This window comes from Ensifer sp. SSB1 (genome assembly GCF_016652895.1).
Taxonomy (GTDB): domain Bacteria; phylum Pseudomonadota; class Alphaproteobacteria; order Rhizobiales; family Rhizobiaceae; genus Ensifer.
The window spans coordinates 19572-35774 of sequence record NZ_JAEPRP010000066.1; the positions used below are offsets into that span (position 1 = coordinate 19572).

Genomic DNA, 16203 nt, shown 5'->3' on the forward strand with positions numbered 1-16203 from the left:
TCAGATTTCCGCGCGCGCTGGCAGTCGCTCGGCTTCCAGCGCGAGGAATCGATCGGTAAACAGCCGTTGCGCCTCGACCGCCGGTACCGGATCGATCAGTAGCATTTCACGGGTGATGCCGCGCGGCTGGCCGAAGAACTTGCGTGCCTCCTCGACCGAGAATCCGGCAAGCACCGTCGCTTCGAAATAGGCGGCGACGTGATCGGCCTTCTTGATGCGATCCTTCAATTCCTTGGAGCATTGCGCCGGCAGGCCGAAACGAAGATGGATGGCGCTTTCCAGCCGCTTTTCCACCGCCTTGTAGCCGCCGCCGACCACCGCCTTGAACGGCGAGATCATGTCGCCGATTACATATTCCGGCGCGTCATGCAACAGGGCGAGCAGGCAGTCGTCGGTGCTGCATTTGTTGCTGCGGCGAAAGATGTTCTCGACCATCAGGCTGTGCTGCGCCACCGAGAAGGCGTGATCGCCGGCGGTCTGACCGTTCCAGCGCGCAACACGCGCAAGCCCATGCGCAATGTCGCCGATTTCGACATCGAGCGGCGACGGGTCGAGAAGATCCAGCCGACGGCCGGAGAGCATGCGTTGCCAGGCGCGGGTCGTCGTCACGCGCTTGCCTCGTCGGCGCTGGTCGGAAAGGTCAGCCCGGTCCATGCGGGCAGGACCATGGACACCGCCACGTCACCGGCAAGCAACGGAACGCCGTTCGCCATGGCTTCGCCGGCCTTGTCGATGCGCACGATCGCGAGCGCCGACTTACCTTGAACCGTGCCCAGCGTGCCGATGGCCTTGTCGTTCGCCGTGATCGTCGTTCCCGTCGGGGGAAGGGCGGTTTCGGCAGAAACGATCACGATCCGGCGGCGCGGCGTGCTGCGGTGCTGCATGCGCGACACTACTTCCTGCCCGACGTAGCAGCCCTTCTTGAACGAAAGGCCACCGTTCTTGTCCAGCAGAACATCATGCGGAAAAGCATCTTGCGCCGCATAGTCGGGGCCGGCATTCGCTACGCCCGCTGCGATGCGAAGCCGCTCCAGGCCTTCGATGCCAGCCGCGTCGCCGGCACCATCACCGTAGGCGCGGAAGAGTGCGATGCCGGCCTTCTCGAAGCGGTGATCCCGGTAGGCACCCTCAGGCGCAGCTTCGTCGAATATCACGGTGACGGCGGACGCATCGATCGAAAGATCGACCGCCGAGCGTAGCTTGTACATCGTCAACCGCTTCAGCAGCGCTTCCGCCTGGTCGCGCGCGGTCTCAAGCCGGAGGCCGTCGCCGCCACGGGAAATGATGAAGTCGAACAGGATCTTGCCCTGCGGCGTCAAAAGCGCGCCCGGACGCGCTTCGTCGGGCGCCAGCGCGTCGAGGTCGGTGGTGATCAATCCCTGGAGAAGATCTTCCGCATCCTTGCCGGAGACGGCGACAATCGCGCGGTCGTCGAGGCGAACCCTGGGCATCGTTCGAATCCTGCTCCGCGGGGTAGAAGCCCCCGCTCTAACCTGGAGCATTTCCAGCACAAAGTGCCTAGCGGTTTTGCGGTCGGAAATGCCTAACAACAATCACCGATCACGCCGGCGATCCCGGTCGACTCGACCTGGTACCATCGTGATCTCATGGCGAAGAGGTAGGATGTTCGGAGAGGATCGGCAAGCTCGGTCGCCGGCGCTCAGTCGCCGGCGATGAAGAATTTCCACTTTCCGTCCGGCATGATGCCGACGCGGTAGAAGTTGTAGCTGCCGAATTCTTCCATATCGGCAAAGTCGCCGGCCGTAACCAGGCGGAACAGGTCGACCTTTTCCGGCGCCGTCAGTGTGGAAAGCTTCTTTTCGGCGAAGTATGGCCAGACATAGGCTTCCTGCGGCGTGCCCTTATCCACCAGCACGAAGCCGGTCGAAAGCACGTCGAGCAGGATCGCGAGGATCTCGACGCCTTCCTGGTCTCCCGAAAGTCCCTTCAGGATTGCAACGGGGTCCTCGTCACCGGTGACGCCTGTGACCTGAGTTTGTGTCGGCCCCTTGCCGAGCAGCGAGCGCAGGCGTTCGATATCGCCGGAAGCGGCGGCTTCGATGATGAGCTCACGCATCCGGGCAACCGGGGCCGGTATCTTGGAAACGTCGGTCAGTACCTCGACGGGCCCGGTCGTCTCCGGCTCTTCGGCCGCAGGGGCATCGTCCTTGGTGGCCGTCGCTGACTTGTTGATCAGCGGATCGGGCATCGGGATTTCGAGCGGAAGCTTTTCTTCCTCGTCCGATTCCTCCGCGACAGGCTCGGCCACGGGCGTCGTCGCCTTCTGCCCTTCGGCTGCCGGCTGTTGCGCAGGAGCAGGCTGCTGCTCTCCCTGCAGTTCACTAAGTGCAAAAGCGGGGGAGAACGTTGCTGGGGTGCTGAAGGCGACACCGGCCAAAAGCAGCGTAACGAGGCGAACCGGAAGGGTCCGGTTTGCAAAATTCCGACTCATCGGGCAGTCCTGATATTACTGAAGCTTGCGCTGGGGCGAGAATTCGCCGGCAAGCACGCGCTCGCGAAGCGAGTTGAGCATTGCTTCGGCACCGTCTTCGCCGTGAAGCCGAACGGTCTCCCGCATGGCGAGGGCGATGGCCGCATCGGCGATGATTTCCGGCTCGATGCCATCAGCCATGCCGTCCGCCCAGGCTTCGCTCTGGTGTTCCAGCGCAGCCTGCATTTTCTCGTGGACGATCATGTCATCGATGTCGGTCAGGCTTGGTTCCATCATTCGTTCCATGCGACTTCCATTGTGCAAGCGGTTCATTCTATGGCCGTCCGGCTGAATTCCAACTGAACGACCGTAACGGACTCGCCACTTCTTACCACTCTCTTAACGAACTTAGCAGCCTTTTCCCGAAACGACACGGGGTCGTGAGAAAAGAGGTTAATTTATTGCTAATTTCCAAAGCGGGCGACGATTTCTGACGCAAGTGTTGCGCCTTCGGCACGATATCTCTGCTCCGCGACGATCGCCGGTCCGGTGCAGGTCGTGTAAACAGATGCAAATGTGCGATACCCACGGTTGAAAGCGGCGGTCATGCGCTCGCGGCGTTTGACCTCGTCTGCCGTCTCTTTGTCGATCAATTCCTGCATCGAACGGCGCCAGATATCCTCAGGTTCCTTGACGCAAAGGTTCCGGAGGTAATGCACAGAGCCCAGGATTTCGGAGAGTCTAATCAGCCTCTGGTCGTAAGGCGTGGGTTTCTCCTCGACGACCGCTGGGGCAGGGGCTGCAGCCTCGGTCGTCGCCGGTTCTTTCGTTGGCGTTTTTTGCGCCGCGGCGCCAGTAGCGACTGTCAGCGCCAAGCCGGCCAGGGCGAGCCGCGCGAAGATCGGGGCAGTGATCATGGTTTCACCAAATCGGAATTGACGGCGGTTTCAAGGCCGGGGCCACATTCTGTTGTGACGTTGGTGAGTCTTTCCACGCATTCGCGCACGCTGTCGGGGATCGGCAGCGCAAAGATTTCGGCCGGCGTAAACCATCCAAGGCCGGCGGCGTCGTCGCTTGCGACCGCAACCGCGTCGGCACTCGCCTCGGCCCTGAAGACAGAAAGCAGGAAGTGGCGTCCTTCCGATTCCTTGCCGGGCAGGTCGTAGGTTTCGAACAGCACGGGATTGCGGGCTGCGATGCCCGTTTCTTCCGAAAGCTCCCTTAGCGCAGTTTCGGCCGGGGTCTCTCCAGGCTCCGCCCGTCCACCGGGAAAGGCATACATGTCGGCCGAAGGCGGGTTAGCCCGCCTTACGAGCAGGTAGCGGCCGTCGCGTTCGAGAATGACGGAGGAGGCGAGTTCAGGCTTGGTCGACATAGGGGAATCAAATTGCCTCAGTAGCGTTGACCCATCCTACGTGAAGTGCCACATCCGTGTCATGTGCGGACGTTTTGCGCTGACGGCTACGCCGGAAGAATTGATAGAGTTGTTCGGCCTGCTGGAAAGCGAAGACTTTCCGGCGCGCTTCAACATCGCACCGACGCAGCCGATCATGGTCGTCGTAGCGGGCGACCGGGCGGCGCCCGGCAGCAACCTGCCGGAGCGCAAGGCCGTGCTCGTGCGGTGGGGGTTCATGCCCGGCTGGGTCAAGGACCCGCGCGATTTTCCGCTGCTGATCAATGCCCGTGCCGAATCGGCGATCGAGAAGGCGTCGTTTCGCGCCGCCATGCGGCATCGCCGCGTGCTGGTGCCGGCCTCCGGCTTTTATGAATGGCACAGACCGCCGAAGGGCAGTCGCGAGCCATCACAGGCCTATTGGGTGCGGCCGCGCAAGGGCGGCATCGTCGCGTTCGCAGGTCTGATGGAAACCTGGTCGTCAGCCGACGGTTCCGAGGTCGATACGGCAGCGATCCTCACGACGGCCGCCAACGCGTCGATCCGGCAGATCCACGACCGCATGCCCGTCGTCATCCAGCCAGAGGACTTTACCCGCTGGCTGGATTGCAAGACGCAGGAGCCGCGTGAAGTAGCGGATCTCTTCGCCCCCGTAGCGGAGGACTATTTCGAGACGATCCCTGTTTCCGACAAGGTCAACAAGGTCGCCAACACCGGCCCGGACATCCAGGATGCGGTGGCACCGAGGATTGTGGCGGATGCCCAGCCCAAGGGTACAAGCAAACCCGATGGGCCCGATAGCGGTCAGATGTCGCTGTTCTGAAGGAACGACCCAGGGGTCAAGGCAGGCCGCTTGGTCATTTTGGTCGCGGGCTTTCCCTTTGCTTGCAGCGCAGCGGCGAGCACGGCCTTCAGGCCGAGCGGACGGTACTGTTCGACGAGATTGGTAGGCTTGGCGATTTCTTTGGTCTTTGCGGCTTTCACTTGCACTCACTCCTTGATGCTTTCCTGAACCGGATACATTCCGTTTTCGTCTTTTGGCGCGAAAACGATGCTCCTCCCTGTTCTCCGGAGACAGGATTCGTGATGCAGAACCACCTACACCGCGAATCTGTTTTCCGCGTGGCGCTCCCAGATAAGCCTAATCATGACAAATCCATGGCCGCCGATTCTGTTTCGCTAACCGACTGTGCTTGCATGCGCCTGACCTCTTGACCGAAATTCGGTGACGCGCGATAAGTGGGCGCATGAAAACGGTTATCTGCATTATCTGCCGGAAGATTATTCGCTAGCGTCCCGCTGGCCTGGCCGTTTTCGTCTCCCGAAATCCAAGATGACAAACGCGCGGGCCTCCCGGGCGCCGTGTTTTTCGACGGTTGTATGCGTATTGGAGAATGGGAATGGGCGGAGCGCCGACACTGAAGCTGTACAACACGCTGACGCGGGAGAAGGTCGAGTTCCGGCCGATCGACCCCGACAATGTCCGCATGTATGTCTGCGGCCCGACGGTCTATGACTATGCCCATATCGGCAATGCCCGGCCCGTGATCGTCTTCGACGTGCTGTTCCGGCTTTTGCGCCATGTCTATGGCGCGCAACGCGTTACCTATGCCCGCAACATCACTGACGTCGACGACAAGATCAACGCGCGGGCGCTTCGCGATTATCCGACCCTGCCGCTCAATGAAGCGATCCGGCGGGTGACGGAGAAGACCGAAACGCAGTTTCTGGCGGATGCCAAGTCGCTCGGCTGCCTCGATCCCGACGTGCAGCCGCGGGCGACCGACAACATCGCGCAGATGATCGAGATCATCGAAAAACTGCTTGCCAAGGGGCACGCCTATCAGGCGAGCGGAGAGGTGTTGTTCGACACCAAGTCGATGGCCGACTACGGCCAGCTTTCGAAGCGCAACCTCGATGAACAGCAGGCCGGTGCCCGTGTCGCCGTGGAAGTGCACAAGAAGAGCCCTGGCGATTTCGTGCTGTGGAAGCTTTCGGCCGAAAACGAGCCGGGCTGGGATAGCCCGTGGGGCAGGGGCCGTCCCGGCTGGCACATCGAATGCTCGGCCATGAGCAGCCGCTACCTCGGCGAGGTCTTCGATATTCATGGCGGCGGGCTCGACCTCATCTTCCCGCACCATGAGAACGAGATCGCCCAGTCGCGCTGCGCCCACGGTACGCAGGTGATGGCGAATGTCTGGATGCACAACGGCTTCCTGCAGGTCGAAGGCCGCAAGATGTCTAAGTCGGAAGGCAACTTCGTCACCATTTACGAATTGCTGCACACCGAGAAGTTCGCTGGCCGCCAGTGGCCGGGCGATGTGCTGAGGCTCGCCATGCTGATGACGCATTATCGCGAGCCGATCGATTTCTCGGTCAAGCGGCTGGAGGAAGCGGAACACCTGCTTTCCAAGTGGCCGGTGCCGGGCGACGCGAAGGGTGAGGCCGATCCGGCTGTGGTCGCCGCGCTTGCGGACGATCTCAACACCGTTGCGGCCATTCAGGCCCTCCATGCTCTGGCCCAGAAGGCGGCAGCCGATCCGAAGCTGCTCGGCACTTTTGCCGCCAGCGCTGCCCTGATCGGCGTGGTGCCTGAAGCGGTCGAACTCGACGAAGCCGTGGTGCACGACATCGACAGCCGCGTCCGGGCCCGCCTGGAACTGCTGAAGGCGAAGAATTTCGCCGAGGCCGACAAGATCCGCGACGATCTTCTCGCCCAGGGCGTCCAGCTCAAGGACGGCAAGGACCCGGCAACGGGCGAACGTGTGACGACCTGGGACATCAAACGGTAGTCGCGAGCCCGGCGGCGCGTTTTGTCCGATCCCTTTGATCGGGATCGGATGGAGCCATCCGGAGCAGCGGTAACGCGGAGCGCATGCATGAAACAGGAGTTCGTGCGATGATCGACCATACGGGCATTCCGGTCGCGGATTTCGACCGGGCGCGGTCGTTCTACGACCGGGCTTTTGCGCCGCTCGGCGGCTCGCTGCTGATGATGGTGCCGGTAGAACATACCGGCGGCGTAAAGGTCGCCGGATATGGTCGCGAACGGCCGGTCTTCTGGTTGCACGAGGTGTCGGCGACAGGCCCCGGCCGGCACTACGCGTTTTCAGCGCGCAGCCGCGCCGAGGTCGATGCCTTCTATGAAGCGGCGATGGCCGCCGGCGGGCGCGACAATGGCAAGCCGGGATTGAGGCCGCACTACCACCCCGACTATTACGGGGCCTTCGTAATCGATCCCGACGGCAACAACATCGAAGCCGTCTGCCACGCGCCCGGCTAAGCAGGAGTTGCGATGAGTCTCGACAACAGGCCTTATTATGCCGGCGGCTGCCAATGCGGCGCGGTCCGTTTCCGCGTCGAGGGCAAGCTCGGTGACGCATCTGTCTGTCATTGCCGCATGTGCCAGAAGGCAAGTGGCAACTTCTACATGCCCTTGGTTTCGGTTCGCGGCGCGCATGTGACATGGACCCGCGCGGAGCCCAAGCGCTTCCAGTCGTCAAACGCTGCGCGACGCGGCTTCTGCGCCGATTGCGGCACGCCGCTGACCTACGAGGCACCGGATGGCATGGCGCTGGCGATCGCTGCCTTCGACGAGCCGCAAGGCATCGTGCCGACCATCCAATGGGGCGTCGAGGGTAAGTTGCCCTATGTCGATCACGTCGCCGATCTGCCTGGCGTTCATACGCTGGAAGATCCGGACGCGATCGAGTTTCTGACCAATCTCGTTTCCTACCAGCATCCCGACCACGACACCGAAACCTGGCCCCCGGAGGAAAGACGATGAGCGAAAATGTTCGAACAGGCGGATGCCAGTGCGGCGCGGTCCGTTTCCGCATCCGCGGGCAGCTCGGCCGCCCGTCGATCTGCCACTGCCGCATGTGCCAGAAGCAATTCGGCTCGTTCTTCTCCGCGTTGGTGACAGCGCCGAAGGACGGGGTCGAATGGGTGCGGGATGAACCGAGCTACTTCCAGTCCTCGGTCAACATCGACCGCGGCTTCTGCCCGAAATGCGGCACGCCGATGACCTATCGGCACCCCGGCGGCCTTGAGATCGCCATCGGCACCTTTGACGATCGCACCGATCTCGCGCCCAAGATCCAGGTCAATTACGCCGCGCGTCTGCCCTGGGTCGAGACGATCTTCGAGCAGCCGGTGCTGGAGGATCCGGATTTCTACGCGCGGCAGGAGAGCATCATCTCCTTCCAGCATCCGGATCATGAAACCGAGCAATGGCATCCTTCGGGAGCATTCCGGTGACCATCGCCCGCATCTATACCGGTGGATGCCAGTGTGGGGCAGTCCGCTATCGTGCCGAGGGCACGCTTGAGGACCCGCATATCTGTCATTGCCGGATGTGCCAGAAGGCGGCCGGAAACTACTTCATGCCGCTAGCGAACGTCGCGCGTGACAGTTTCGACATCACCCGCGGCCAGCCGTCGTGGTTCCGCTCGTCGCATCTGGTCCGCCGCGGCTTCTGCAGCGATTGCGGCACGCCGCTGTTCTACGATATGCCCGACGAGAACTTCATCAACATCGCGCTCGGCTCGCTCGACGACCCTGATGACGTACAGCCCGTTTACCAATCCGGCGTCGAATCCCGCGTCATATGGTTCTCGCGGCTCGCGGGCCTGCCGCCAAGGGAGACGGATGATGGCACCGAGGTTTCGGCGACCCGCCATCTGATCGTTCTCGAAACCAACCGCCAGCATCCCGATTACGACACTGTGCACTGGCCGCTCACGAAAGACTGAAAATGACGACTGTTTTGCGTACGCTTTATCCGGAAATCGAACCCTATGCGTCGGGCCACCTCGACGTCGGCGACGGCCACGTGATCTATTGGGAAAAGGTCGGCACGCCAGGCGCCAAGCCAGCCGTTTTCCTGCATGGCGGACCGGGGGGCACAATTTCCGCAAGTCATCGCCGCCTGTTCGATCCGGCGCTCTATGACGTGACGCTCTTCGACCAGCGCGGCTGCGGCAAGTCGACACCGCATGCGAAGATCGAAGCCAACACCACATGGCATCTCGTCGCCGATATCGAGCGGCTCCGTGATCAGGCGGGGGTCGACAAGTGGCTGGTCTTCGGCGGCTCCTGGGGATCGACGCTGGCGCTCGCCTATGCGGAGAAACACCCGAGCCGGGTTTCGGAGCTCGTGCTGCGCGGCATCTACACGCTGACGAAGGCCGAGCTCGATTGGTACTATCAGTTCGGCGTCTCGGAAATGTTTCCGGACAAGTGGGAGCGGTTCATCGCCCCCATTCCGGAAGAAGAACGGCACGAGATGATGCACGCCTATCACCGCCGCCTGATGAGCGACGACAAGGCGACGCGCCTTGCCGCCGCGAAGGCCTGGAGCATATGGGAAGGCGAGACGATCACGCTGCTGCCGGAACTTGCGACGAGCGCGCCTTTCGCCGACGATGAATATGCCGACGCCTTTGCGCGCATCGAGAACCACTTCTTCGTCAATGCCGGCTGGATGGACGATGGCCAGTTGTTGCGGGATGCTCACAGGCTTCACGGCATTCCCGGCGTCATCATCCAGGGACGCTATGACATGCCGTGCCCGGCGAAGTACGCTTGGCAATTGCACAAGGCCTGGCCCGGATCCGAGCTCCATCTGGTCGAAGGGGCAGGGCACGCCTATTCCGAGCCGGGCATTCTCGACCGACTGATCCGTGCCACGGATCAATTCGCAGGCAAGACCGAGTAAGACGAGCAAGAACACAGCATTTTGGACGATTAGCCATGACCAGCGAACGCATCTATCTCTTCGACACGACGCTACGGGACGGGCAGCAGACGCCCGGCATCGACTTTTCGGTCGAGGACAAGATTGCGATTGCGAGCCTGCTGGATGCGTTTGGCATGGACTACATCGAGGGCGGCTATCCCGGCGCAAACCCGACCGACACCGAGTTCTTCACGCGCAAGCGCACGCAAAAGGCGTCCTTCGTCGCCTTCGGCATGACCAAGCGCGCCGGCGTTTCGGCATCCAACGATCCCGGCCTCGCGGCATTGCTTGCAGCCAAGAGCGATGCGATCTGTCTGGTCGCGAAGAGCTGGGACTATCATGTCGAGGTGGCACTCGGCTGCACGAATGAGGAAAATCTCGACAACATCAGCGCTTCGGTCGACGCCGTTGTCGCCTCCGGTCGCGAGGCGATGGTCGATTGCGAGCACTTCTTCGACGGCTACAAGGCCAACCCGGCCTATGCGCTCGCCTGCGCCAAGGCCGCCTTCGATGCCGGCGCGCGCTGGGTGGTGCTCTGCGATACGAATGGCGGCACGCAGCCGCCGGAGGTGCGCGAAATCGTTGCCGCTGTGATTGCCGCCGGCGTGCCCGGCGCCAATCTCGGCATCCATGCCCACAACGACACAGGCCAGGCCGTCGCCAATTCGCTGGCGGCCGTCGAAGCCGGCGTGCGTCAGATCCAGGGAACACTTAATGGCATCGGCGAGCGCTGCGGCAACGCCAATCTTGTCACACTGATCCCGACGCTCGCGTTGAAGGAAACCTACTCCAGCCGCTTCGAAACCGCGATCGACGCCGATCGCCTGCAGGAATTGACGAAGCTTGCCCACTCCTTCGACGAACTGTTGAACCGCTCGCCCGACCAGCAGGCCCCTTACGTCGGCGCATCCGCCTTCGCCACCAAGGCCGGCATTCACGCTTCGGCCCTGCTCAAGGATCCGCGCACCTATGAGCATGTCGCGCCGGAAAGCATCGGCAACCTGCGCAAGGTCATGGTCTCCGACCAGGGCGGCAAGGCCAATTTCATCAACGCGCTGAAGCGCCGTGGTATCGTTGTCAGCAAAGACGACCCGAAGCTCGACAAGCTGATCGCGATCGTCAAGGAACGCGAAGCGACCGGGTATGCCTATGAGGGGGCGGATGCGAGCTTCGCGCTGCTCGCGAGCCGCATCCTCGGCACGGTGCCGGATTTCTTCCACGTCGAAAGCTTCCGCGTCATGGTCGAACGGCGTTTCGACGCCAACGGCCAGCTGAAGACGGTATCGGAAGCGGTGGTGAAGGTGGTCGTCGACGGTGAGACGATGATGTCGGTCGCCGAGGGGCACGGACCGGTCAACGCCCTCGATCTCGCGCTGCGCAAGGACCTCGGCAAATACCAGTCGGAAATCGCCGACCTCGAACTGGCGGACTACAAGGTCCGTATCCTCAATGGCGGCACCGAGGCGATCACTCGCGTGCTCATCGAATCGACCGACGGCACCGGCGCGCGCTGGTGGACGGTGGGCGTGTCCGACAACATCATCGACGCATCGTTCCAGGCGCTGATGGACAGCATCATCTTCAAGCTGCTGAAGAACCGTGACCACCTGGGCCTGATCGCCGCCGAGTGACCTTGGCGATCCCTAACCCCTGGCGTTTCTATGAAGGGATGATGAGCAAAACTCACCATCCCTTCACGGAAATGAATTGGTGCATAACCGGGCATTGGGGTAGGACCCGTCTATGGGAAATTGTGCCGGCCGGTAAGCCGTGCCTTCTCGTGTGACCGAAGAGCGGCCGTTGCCGCCAGGGCTCTCCGGAAAAAAAGCACCAGGAAAAGATGATATGGCCGAGCCGAAAGCACCCGCCGAAAATACCGATTCCGCGAAAGGCTTTGCCTTCGCGCTGACCGCCTATCTGCTTTGGGGCTTCCTGCCCTTCTTCATGAAGGCGGTTGCCCACATCCCGGCGCCGGAAGTGGTGGCGCACCGGATCGTGTGGTCGGTGCCGCTCGCGGGTCTCGTGCTGCTCTGGCTCGGACGCACCGATGACATCAAGACGGCGTTGCGCTCGCCGCGCATGCTGTGCATGGCGGCGTTGACCGCCGTGCTCATCACCATCAACTGGGGCATTTATGTCTGGGCAATCGGTGCGGGGCGCGCCATCGAAACCGCGCTCGGCTACTACATCAATCCGCTCTTCTCGATCTTCCTCGGTGCGGTGCTTTTGAAGGAGAGGCCGAACCCGGCGCAGATGGTTGCAATAGCGCTCGCCGCCTCTGCCGTCGCCGTGCTCGCCTTTGATGCCGGCGGTCTGCCGTGGGTGTCGATCGGCCTCTGCCTGTCCTGGGGTTTCTACGCCTTCTTCCGCAAAACCTTGCCGGTTGGCCCCAATCAGGGCTTCTTCCTCGAAGTCCTGCTGCTGAGCGTGCCTGCCATCGGTTACATTATCTGGCTGGAGACGACAGGGCAGGGACATTTCGGTGACACCGGCATGGCCGACGTCCTGTGGCTGCTGTCCTGCGGCATCGTCACGGCGGTGCCGCTGATGATCTATGCCAACGGCGCCAAGCTCCTGCGCCTGTCGACCATCGGCATCATGCAGTACATCGCGCCGACGATGATCTTCGTGATCGCCGTCTTCGTCTTCCACGAGCCCTTCGGCACCGCAAAGCTCATCGCCTTCGGTCTGATCTGGGCGGCGCTGGTGATCTATACCGGCGCGATGCTGGCCGAAAGCAGGGCGCGCCGCGCCCTGCAGGCAAGCCCTGCCGAATAAGGTCGGTGGCGATAGAAACAAAAAAGGCGCGCCGGGTGGCGCGCTTTTTTTGTTGGCTGAACAGGTTTCTTAAAGCTTGGAGATGATCTCGGCTTCGCCGCCACGGCCCTTGCCGCCATTGGCTGCCGCCAGGATGGCCGGAACGATGCCTTCGGCATCATCGACGACGAGCGGCTGCACGAGATGCGCCGTATGGACGAAGCCCTCGTCACGCATGTGCTGCAGCAGGTCCAGCATCGGTCGCCAGAAATTGTTGATGTTGCCGAAGACCATCGGTTTGCGGTGACGGCCAAGCTGCGCCCAGGTCATGATCTCGACGATCTCTTCCAGCGTGCCGATGCCGCCCGGCAGAGCGACGAAGGCGTCGGCGCGTTCGAACATCGTATGCTTGCGCTCGTGCATGTCGGCGGTGACGATCAACTCGTTCAATTGGCCGAGCGAATGACGGGTGGCTTCCTTGTCCATCAGGAATTCGGGGATGATCCCGGTGACTTCGCCGCCGTTCGAAAGGACGCCGCTGGCGACTGCTCCCATGATGCCGCGCGTGCCGCCGCCATAGACGAGGCGAAGGCCGTGATCGGCAATCGAACGGCCAAGTGCGCGGCCGGATTCCATGTAGGCGTTGTCGCGTCCGGGCTGTGAACCGCAATAGACGCAGATGGATCGAATCGTGCTGTTCTGGGTGCTCATGCCCCCAAAAAACATTGCAGCGCAGCATGGGTCAAGAAAAATGAGGGGAAACCGGGCTTTCTGCAGGTTGCCGCGCCCTCGGCTGCTTGTGCGCCGAATCGCGAATCGCTAGCAATTTCAGGGATTGATTGAACAAATCGGACGAGTTGCTTGCTGTTGCGCTATAATAACCGGCGCAAGCCCGCACCGCAGGCCGATGAGAGGGCATGCGCGGAGCGTTGCTCCGCTCCGTGTGGAGAGTGGCATGATCAAAAATAAGGCCGGCTGGGTGGCCATTACTGTCCTCGTGGCAGCGACAGCGTTGATGGTATTCGTGGTGCAACCGAACCTGCGTGGCGACGGCAAGAAGCCGGCGGACGAGCCGGCTGCAGGCGGCGCGACCCAATCGAACGACACCGCTTCGGCCTCCGGTGGCCCGCAGTCGACGGATGCGACGGCAAAGCCGCAGGATGCCAAGGCTTCCGAAGCCGCGAAGCCCGGCGAGGCCGCCGGCACCACGGCCGAACAGACGGCCAATGCTGCGCCGACGAACGCGTCCGCTGAAAATCCGGCCGTTCCCGGTTTCGACGTGCTGCGCGTCGAGCCTGATGGTTCGACCGTGATCGCCGGGCATGCGCAGCCGGGTTCGAAGCTCGAGATCCTGAGCGGCGACACCGTTGTCGGCACCGCCGATGTCGGTGCGACGGGCGACTTCGCTGCAGTCTTCGACAAGCCTCTGCCGGCTGGCGACTATCAGTTGACACTGCGCAGCACCGGCGAGGACGGCACGGTGAAGAGCTCCGAAGAAGTTGCGACCGTTTCGGTTCCGAAGGACCCGTCCGGCCAACTTCTCGCCATGGTATCGAAGCCGGGGGAGGCAAGCCGGCTGATGACGACACCGGAAGCCGGCAAGACGGAAGCCGGGCAACCGGCTGAGGTCGCGTCGACCGCGACGCAGACACCGCTGGCGACCGGCGATGCATCCTCGGCCCCGGCAAAGGCGGTCGGCGTTCCCGGTTTGCAGGTGAGTGCCGTCGAGATCGAGGGCAGCAAGATGTTCGTCGCGGGTAGCGCCAAGCCGCGTGCGCTGGTGCGCGTCTACGCGGATGACAAGCTGCTCGGCGAAATGAAGGCCGATGATAAAGGCAATTTCGTCGTCGATGGCGAGATCGAGTTGACCGTGGGCAGCCACATCATCCGAGCCGACATGCTGAACGAGGATGGCAGCAAGGTTGCCATGCGCGCATCCGTTCCCTTCGATCGTCCCGCCGGTTCGCAGGTTGCCGCAGTGGCACCGTCAAGCACGCCTTCGGCGACCGCCGGTCTTGATGGCGTACGCGCTGAGGCTGGCAAGGCCTTGGCTCTGTTGAAGGGGCTCTACGCCAACGGCAAGGTGCCGACCGGCGAGCAGCTCGCCGCTGCGCGTTCCGCCACGGAAATCGCTCTGAAGTCGCTGGCCGATTTCCGGCTCGCCGATAATTCCGATCAGGCATTGGCGGCAGCAGCGGCGCGGGCGTCGAAGGCGGCAGCCGACGCGCTGGCGGCCCTGAAGGCCGCGCCGCAGGATGCCCCGAGCGTTGCCTCGGCGCTTGCCAAGGTCGACGCGTCCGTCGGTCCGGTTCTGGCCGAGCGCGGCAGCGCGACGCCGGCGTCGGATGAGCAGACCCTGCCGAAGGGCAATGCTCCGGCACAGGGCGAACTGGCGAAGGCCATGGGCGCAGGCAGTGCAGTGGTCAGCGATGCGGCAACGACGCCGGCACCGAGCACGGAAACCGCAGCGGCTTCCCCCACGCAGGAGGAGCCGCAGACCGTACAGCAGGAGCCGCTCAAGGAAAGCAAGTCTTCCGTGATCATCCGTCGCGGCGACACGCTGTGGCAGATTTCGCGGCGCGTCTATGGTGCAGGCCTGCGCTACACCACCATCTATCTCGCCAACCAGGATCAGATCGAAGACCCGGATCGCATTCGCCCGGGACAGGTCTTCGGGGTGCCTGACAAGGCGCTGCCGGATGATGAATCGCGCGAGATTCACAGAAAGCACATGAAACACGAGCAATAGGCTGTCGATCGCCCGCCAACGACATTGCGGCGGCGGCGATGGATGCTTATCTCTCGATCAAGGGCGGCGCCTTCAACGAGGCGCCGCTTTTCATTGAACGGTGATGACGGCGTTGCTTGTCTTCGGATAGAGGGAAAGCGCGGTGCGGCAAGGCTCGTGGGGCTGCCGCGGCCGCCAGCAGCGCGAAACGTAAGAGCGGATCAAAACGTGGCACCCCAGAAGAAAACCGTTTCGGCCGATACGAGCAATCCGTTGCAGACGATTGCCAATCTCTGGCCTTACATGTGGCCGACGGACAGGGCTGATCTCAAACTCCGGGTCATCTGGGCGACTGTCATCCTGATCATCGCCAAGGTCGTCCTGATCCTCGTTCCCTATTCCTTCAAATGGGCGACGGACGCGCTGAACGGCAAGCCGGACGTCCTCGGATTCTTGCCCACGTTCATGACCGGTGCGGTCATGCTGGTGCTGGCCTACAACCTCGCGCGTCTGCTTCAGGCCGGCCTGAACCAGCTTCGCGATGCGCTGTTTGCAAGCGTCGGCCAGCACGCGGTCAGGCAGCTCGCCTACAAGACCTTCGTCCACATGCACCAGCTTTCGCTGCGCTTCCATCTGGAACGGCGTACCGGCGGGCTTTCGCGCGTTATTGAGCGCGGCACCAAGGGCATCGAGACGATCGTCCGCTTCACGATCCTGAACAGCGTGCCGACCCTGATCGAATTCCTGCTGACCGCTGTGATCTTCTGGTGGGGCTACGGCTTCAGCTATCTGCTGGTGACGGCCATCACCGTCTGGCTGTACATCTGGTTCACGATCAAGGCGAGTGACTGGCGCATCGCCATCCGCCGCTCGATGAACGACAGCGACACCGACGCTAATACAAAGGCGATCGACTCGCTCCTGAACTTTGAGACGGTCAAGTATTTCGGCAATGAAGAGATGGAAGCCCGTCGCTTCGACAAGTCGATGGAGCGTTATGAGGCGGCGGCCACCCAGGTCTGGACCTCGCTCGGCTGGCTCAACTTCGGCCAGGCGCTGATCTTCGGCGCCGGTACGGCTGTGATGATGATCATGTCGGCGCTCGCCGTTCAGCGCGGCGAACAGACGCTCGGCGACTTCGTCTTCATCAATGC

19 protein-coding genes are annotated in these 16203 nt (G+C 62.4%); 11 read left to right on the forward strand and 8 right to left on the reverse strand.

Features of this window, described 5'->3' with window-relative positions:
* From I8N66_RS17630 to I8N66_RS17655, 6 genes are all read right to left on the reverse strand, one after another.
* Positions 1–609 (reverse strand): HD family hydrolase, encoded by a 609-nt coding sequence (locus tag I8N66_RS17630; RefSeq protein ID WP_113536801.1) that lies wholly within the window; start codon positions 607–609, stop codon positions 1–3.
* The gene (locus tag I8N66_RS17635; RefSeq protein WP_291155937.1) at positions 606–1451 is read right to left on the reverse strand and encodes a folate-binding protein YgfZ; all 846 of its coding nucleotides are present in this window, start codon (positions 1449–1451) and stop codon (positions 606–608) included. The genes I8N66_RS17630 and I8N66_RS17635 overlap by 4 nt, the downstream gene beginning before the upstream one ends.
* Before the next feature lie 209 nt (positions 1452–1660).
* Positions 1661–2452, reverse strand: coding sequence for a hypothetical protein (locus I8N66_RS17640; protein ID WP_291155940.1), 792 nt, complete (start codon positions 2450–2452; stop codon positions 1661–1663).
* 15 nt (positions 2453–2467) lie between these two features.
* Positions 2468–2737: a hypothetical protein gene (locus I8N66_RS17645; protein ID WP_113536804.1), complete on the reverse strand. Its 270-nt coding sequence runs from the start codon at positions 2735–2737 to the stop codon at positions 2468–2470.
* A 158-nt stretch (positions 2738–2895) separates the two neighbouring features.
* Positions 2896–3348 carry a TIGR02301 family protein gene (locus I8N66_RS17650; RefSeq protein WP_113536805.1) on the reverse strand — a complete coding sequence of 151 codons (453 nt, stop codon included), beginning with the start codon at positions 3346–3348 and terminating at the stop codon, positions 2896–2898.
* Positions 3345–3806 carry an NUDIX domain-containing protein gene (locus tag I8N66_RS17655; protein ID WP_291155945.1) on the reverse strand — a complete coding sequence of 154 codons (462 nt, stop codon included), beginning with the start codon at positions 3804–3806 and terminating at the stop codon, positions 3345–3347. Before I8N66_RS17655 ends, I8N66_RS17650 begins: the two co-directional genes overlap by 4 nt.
* 61 nt (positions 3807–3867) lie before the next feature.
* Between I8N66_RS17655 and I8N66_RS17660 the strand changes: the two genes are divergently transcribed.
* Positions 3868–4647 (forward strand): SOS response-associated peptidase, encoded by a 780-nt coding sequence (locus I8N66_RS17660; protein WP_291155948.1) that lies wholly within the window; start codon positions 3868–3870, stop codon positions 4645–4647.
* Here I8N66_RS17660 and I8N66_RS17665 read toward each other — a convergent pair.
* Positions 4629–4808, reverse strand: a complete 180-nt coding sequence (locus I8N66_RS17665) for a hypothetical protein (protein WP_113536808.1) — start codon at positions 4806–4808, stop codon at positions 4629–4631. The two genes, I8N66_RS17660 and I8N66_RS17665, sit on opposite strands and share 19 nt — an antisense overlap.
* A gap of 416 nt (positions 4809–5224) precedes the next feature.
* On the opposite strand from I8N66_RS17665, the gene cysS reads away from it, so the two are divergent.
* The 8 genes from cysS to rarD all read left to right on the forward strand — a co-directional run bounded on the left by cysS (position 5225) and on the right by rarD (position 12342).
* Positions 5225–6616: a cysteine--tRNA ligase gene (gene cysS / locus I8N66_RS17670; protein WP_113536809.1), complete on the forward strand. Its 1392-nt coding sequence runs from the start codon at positions 5225–5227 to the stop codon at positions 6614–6616.
* A 107-nt stretch (positions 6617–6723) separates the two neighbouring features.
* Complete coding sequence (locus tag I8N66_RS17675; RefSeq protein ID WP_291155952.1) at positions 6724–7107, forward strand: VOC family protein; 384 nt, start codon at positions 6724–6726, stop codon at positions 7105–7107.
* A gap of 12 nt (positions 7108–7119) precedes the next feature.
* A complete protein-coding gene (locus I8N66_RS17680) occupies positions 7120–7611 on the forward strand; it encodes a GFA family protein (RefSeq protein ID WP_291155955.1) in 492 nt (163 codons plus the stop codon).
* Complete coding sequence (locus I8N66_RS17685) at positions 7608–8084, forward strand: GFA family protein (RefSeq protein ID WP_113536811.1); 477 nt, start codon at positions 7608–7610, stop codon at positions 8082–8084. The genes I8N66_RS17680 and I8N66_RS17685 overlap by 4 nt, the downstream gene beginning before the upstream one ends.
* Complete coding sequence (locus I8N66_RS17690) at positions 8057–8578, forward strand: GFA family protein (protein WP_291155960.1); 522 nt, start codon at positions 8057–8059, stop codon at positions 8576–8578. The genes I8N66_RS17685 and I8N66_RS17690 overlap by 28 nt, the downstream gene beginning before the upstream one ends.
* A gap of 2 nt (positions 8579–8580) precedes the next feature.
* Positions 8581–9543 carry a prolyl aminopeptidase gene (gene pip / locus I8N66_RS17695; protein WP_291155962.1) on the forward strand — a complete coding sequence of 321 codons (963 nt, stop codon included), beginning with the start codon at positions 8581–8583 and terminating at the stop codon, positions 9541–9543.
* 35 nt (positions 9544–9578) lie between these two features.
* On the forward strand, positions 9579–11195 hold the full coding sequence (gene cimA / locus I8N66_RS17700) for a citramalate synthase (protein ID WP_113536814.1): 1617 nt from the start codon (positions 9579–9581) through the stop codon (positions 11193–11195).
* Between the two features lie 214 nt (positions 11196–11409).
* Positions 11410–12342 carry an EamA family transporter RarD gene (gene rarD / locus I8N66_RS17705; RefSeq protein WP_291155968.1) on the forward strand — a complete coding sequence of 311 codons (933 nt, stop codon included), beginning with the start codon at positions 11410–11412 and terminating at the stop codon, positions 12340–12342.
* Positions 12343–12411: 69 nt separating this feature from the next.
* Here the strand turns inward: rarD and I8N66_RS17710 are convergent, their stop codons facing one another.
* Positions 12412–13032 carry a TIGR00730 family Rossman fold protein gene (locus I8N66_RS17710; protein WP_113536816.1) on the reverse strand — a complete coding sequence of 207 codons (621 nt, stop codon included), beginning with the start codon at positions 13030–13032 and terminating at the stop codon, positions 12412–12414.
* 244 nt (positions 13033–13276) lie between these two features.
* Here I8N66_RS17710 and I8N66_RS17715 point away from each other — a divergent pair, with 244 nt between their 5' ends.
* Both I8N66_RS17715 and I8N66_RS17720 read left to right on the forward strand, forming a co-directional pair.
* Positions 13277–15070 (forward strand): LysM peptidoglycan-binding domain-containing protein, encoded by a 1794-nt coding sequence (locus tag I8N66_RS17715; protein ID WP_113536817.1) that lies wholly within the window; start codon positions 13277–13279, stop codon positions 15068–15070.
* A 207-nt stretch (positions 15071–15277) separates the two neighbouring features.
* A partial coding sequence (locus tag I8N66_RS17720; protein ID WP_291155973.1) for an ABC transporter transmembrane domain-containing protein occupies positions 15278–16203 on the forward strand: 926 nt, incomplete at its 3' end.